Here is a 4,111-nt window from a genome sequence, read left to right on the forward strand (position 1 = left end):
GCCACCGGACGGACCGCCCGGCCGCGGATCACCGGCCGTCAACGCGCGTCCACCCGCGCCCGGTTGGGCTCGCGGATCGGGTCGCGAGGCGGGGACATAAATCGATTTCTCGATGTGGCGGCTGGGTACGGGCCGCCGTGTCGCCCTCTCCTGCCCGGCGGACGGCGGCGCTACGGTCCCTGGATGACCGGTATCGATGCTCAGGAGCTACTGGAACGCATGCGCCGGGCGCGGGACTGGGCGGCGACCGAGTCCGCCCTGCCCGCCGGGGAGGCGGACGCGGGCGGACCCGAGGCGGCCCGGCGCGTCGCGCTCCTCACGGTCGTCCAGGTCCTCGACGAGATCCTGGAGCCGGGGTCCCGCTCCGGCTGAGCGCGCCGCGCCGGGACGGCGCTCAGGGCAGCAGGCCGAGGCGGCGGGCCGCGGCCACCGCGTGGTGGCGGCTGTGGACCCCCAGTTTGCGGGTGGCGCTGCGCAGGTACGCCTTCACGGTCTCCGGCTCCAGGCACAGCTGCCGTCCCGTCTCGGCGTTGGTGCAGCCCAGGGCCACGTAGGACAGGACGTCCAGCTCGCGGGGGGAGAGGCGGGGGCGTTCGCCGGACGGGTCCTCGTCCGTGCCGTCCGTGCCGAGCCCGGCCCGCAGGAAGCGGTCGCAGGCGTTGCGCAGCCGGTCCCGCAGCTCGGTGTCCTCGATCTCGTGGGCGATGCCCCGCAGTTCCGCGTGCAGATCCCGCAGGGCGTCCAGTTCCGGGGGCGGCGGGGGTGCCGGGGCCGCCGCCGCGGTCTCCATCAGCCGCATGCGGCGGTCCACCTCGTCCCGGACGGCGATCTCGTGCGCCAGCAGCCGGGCGGCCTCCGTCAGCGCCGCGGTCGTCCGGTCGCCCAGCGGGGCCGCGTCGCGGGCGGCGGCGTAGAGCACGCCGCGCACCCCGCCGCGCACGGTGACCGGGGCGGCCACGATGGCGCGGAAGCCCTCCCGGCGCACCGGGTTGTCGTAGTCGTGGGTGATGGTCGTCGCCGGCACGTAGTCGTTGACCGCGTACGGGCGCTGGTGCGCCAGGACGTAGCCGCCCAGTCCTCTGCCGGGCACCACGCGCAGTCCGCGCATCGAGTCCGTCAGCGTGCCGACGAACTCCGTCAGCCGCAGCGCCCCGTCACCCACCCCGCCCCCGAACACGCAGCGGACGCCCGTGCGTTGCCGGGCCAGGCGGAGTGCCTGGCGGAAGGCGTCGGTGTCGCCGGCACGCAGCAGCGGCCAGGCGGACGACGGGGTGCCGCCGGGCGGGAAGGAGCGGGAACGGGACCCGTCGGATGCAGTCAACCTCGGCTCCTGGGCGCTTGCGGAACGGTGGTCAGTGCGGCCGGCCGCCCTCGGGCGGGCCGTCGGTGCCCTCCCGGGCACCGGGCGGTGTGAGCCCCAGCAGTTCGACCGACTTCTCGCGCATCTCGACCTTGCGTATCTTGCCGGTGACCGTCATGGGGAACGCGTCGACGACATGCACGTAGCGCGGGATCTTGTAGTGGGCGAGCCTGCCCGTGCAGAACTCCCGCACCCCGTCGGCCGTCAGGGGCGCGGCTGACTCCCGCATCCGGATCCACGCCATCAGCTCCTCACCGTAGCGCTCGTCGGGCACCCCGACGACCTGTGCGTCGAGAACGTCCGGGTGGGTGTGGAGGAACTCCTCGATCTCCCGGGGGTAGATGTTCTCACCACCGCGTATCACCATGTCCTTGATGCGGCCGGTGACGGTGACGTACCCGTCGGCGTCCATCACCGCCAGGTCGCCGGTGTGCATCCAGCGGGCGGCGTCGATGGCCTCGGCGGTGGCCTCGGGCTGCTCCCAGTAGCCGAGCATCACCGAGTAGCCCCGGGTGCACAGTTCGCCGGGCTCGCCGCGCGGCAGGCACCGTCCCGTCGCCGGGTCGACGATCTTCACCTCCAGGTGCGGTCCCACCCGGCCCACGGTGGTGACGCGCCGGTCCAGCGAGTCGTCGGCGCGGGTCTGCGTGGAGACGGGGGAGGTCTCCGTCATGCCGTAGCAGATGGACACCTCGGCCATGCCCATGCGCTCGATCACCTGCTTCATCACCTCCACCGGGCAGGGCGATCCGGCCATGATGCCGGTGCGCAGGCTGCTCAGGTCGAAGGAGTCGAAGTCCGGTTCGGCCAGCTCGGCGATGAACATGGTCGGCACCCCGTACAGCGAGGTGCACCGCTCCCGCTGGACGGCGCGCAGTGTCGCGGCCGGGTCGAAGGCGGGGGCCGGGATCACCATGCAGGCGCCGTGGCTGGTGGCCGCCAGATTGCCCATCACCATGCCGAAGCAGTGGTAGAAGGGCACCGGCAGGCAGATGCGGTCGGCCTCCGTGTAGCGGCACAGCTCCCCGACGAAGAAGCCGTTGTTGAGGATGTTGTGGTGGGAGAGGGTGGCGCCCTTGGGGAAGCCGGTGGTGCCCGAGGTGTACTGGATGTTGACCGGGTCGTCGGCCGAGAGGGTCCGGGCGATGCCGCCGAGCACCTCGCGGGCCCGCTCGCCCGCCTGCCCGCGCCCGTGGGCGAGCAGTTCGTCCCACTCCTCCTCGCCGATCAGCACGACGTCGGTCAGCCCCGGGCACTCGGGGTGCACCTGCCGGATCATCGCCGCGTAGTCGGAGGACTTGTGGCGGGGGGCGGCCACCAGTGTGCGGATGCCCGCCTGCCGCAGCACGAACTCCAGTTCGTGCACCCGGTAGGCGGGGTTGATGTTGACGAGGACGGCGCCCAGTTTCGCCGTCGCGTACTGCGTCAGCGTCCACTCGGGGCAGTTGGGCGCCCAGATGCCCACCCGCTCGCCCTTGCGGACACCCAGCCCGTGCAGGCCCAGGGCGAGGGCCTCCACGTCGGCGCCGAACTCCCGGTAGGTCCAGCGCCGCCCGCTGCCGACGTCCACCAGGGCGTCGCGGTCCGGGTGCGCGGCGACCGCCTTGTCCAGGTTCTCCCCGATGGTGTCGCCCAGCAGCGGGGTCGTCGAGGGCCCGGAGGCGTAGCTGCGTTCAGGGGCGCTCTGCGGGGCTGGTACGGACACGGTCGGCCTCCACGGGGTCCGTTCGGTGGGGTGTCGGTGGGTGACGGGGGCCGTCGGCGTCTGGCGACGGGTGGCCCGCCGGGTGTCGTGGGTCACAATTACCGGCAGCACCGGCCGGAGCGCTACCCCTCTTCGGGGGTAGCGGGCGGCAACCGGTGCGCGGTGCGCCGGGGATGGTCTTGGCTGGAGCCATGAAGATCGTTGTGACCACTCCCACCGGAAACGTCGGCTCCCGCGTCGTCCCCCTGCTGCTCCAAGCTGGGGTGCGGCCCACACTGCTGGTCCGCGACCCGGACCGGCTGCCCGGCCCGCTGCGGGAGCGGGTGGACGCCGTCCGCTGCGACCAGGGCGACGGCGACGCGGTGGTACGGGCCACCGAGGGCGCCGACGCGCTGTTCTGGGTCGACCCGCCCACCGAGGACGGGGACCCGGTCGAGGGGTACGCCCGGATGGGCGCCAACGGGGCGCGCGCCGTACGCGAGAACGGCATCGCCCGCACGGTCTTCCTCAGCAGCGGCGGGGCGGAGCTGCGCTCCGGCGCCGGGGAGATCGACGGGCTCGGCCGTACGGAGGAGATGCTGGAGGCCACCGGCGCCCACGTGCTCCACCTGCGGTGCGGCTACTTCTTCACCAACCTGCTCTTCGAACTGGAGGCGCTGCGCACCGAGGGGGTGCTGCGCACCACGCTGCCGCTGGACCATCCGATGCCCTGGGTCGACCCGCGGGACATCGGGGACGTCGCCGCGGCACGGCTGCTGTCGGCCTCCTGGACGGGGCAGCACGCGCAGGCGGTGCAGGGGCCCGCCGATCTGACCTGGAGCGAGGTCGCCGCCGTCCTCACCGAGGCGCTGGGCCGCCCGGTGCGCGCGGTGCGCGTCGGCGACGACGACGTGCGGGCGCGGCTGCGCGCGGCGGGGCTGGGCGAGCGGCGGATCGAGGGGGTCGTGGGGATGTCGGCGTTCATGCGGGACGGCTACCGGCCGAAGGACACCCGCACGCTGTTGACCACCACTCCCACCACGCTCGCCTCCTGGGCCTACGCCCAG

4 protein-coding genes are annotated in these 4,111 nt (G+C 73.6%); 2 read left to right on the forward strand and 2 right to left on the reverse strand.

The window, feature by feature from the left end:
* Positions 1–183: 183 nt before the first annotated feature.
* Positions 184–372 carry a hypothetical protein gene (locus FM076_RS28130; protein ID WP_173873671.1) on the forward strand — a complete coding sequence of 63 codons (189 nt, stop codon included), beginning with the start codon at positions 184–186 and terminating at the stop codon, positions 370–372.
* Between the two features lie 22 nt (positions 373–394).
* Here FM076_RS28130 and FM076_RS28135 read toward each other — a convergent pair whose 3' ends face one another.
* Complete coding sequence (locus FM076_RS28135) at positions 395–1,321, reverse strand: helix-turn-helix transcriptional regulator (RefSeq protein ID WP_243274657.1); 927 nt, start codon at positions 1,319–1,321, stop codon at positions 395–397.
* A gap of 31 nt (positions 1,322–1,352) precedes the next feature.
* On the reverse strand, positions 1,353–3,065 hold the full coding sequence (locus FM076_RS28140; protein ID WP_173873672.1) for an AMP-binding protein: 1,713 nt from the start codon (positions 3,063–3,065) through the stop codon (positions 1,353–1,355).
* Positions 3,066–3,256: 191 nt separating this feature from the next.
* Between FM076_RS28140 and FM076_RS28145 the strand changes: the two genes are divergently transcribed.
* Positions 3,257–4,111: NAD(P)H-binding protein (locus tag FM076_RS28145; protein WP_173873673.1), on the forward strand; the 855-nt coding region annotated here is incomplete at its 3' end.

This window comes from Streptomyces albus subsp. chlorinus, assembly GCF_013302895.1.
In the GTDB taxonomy this organism is placed as follows: Bacteria; Actinomycetota; Actinomycetes; order Streptomycetales; family Streptomycetaceae; genus Streptomyces; species Streptomyces chlorinus.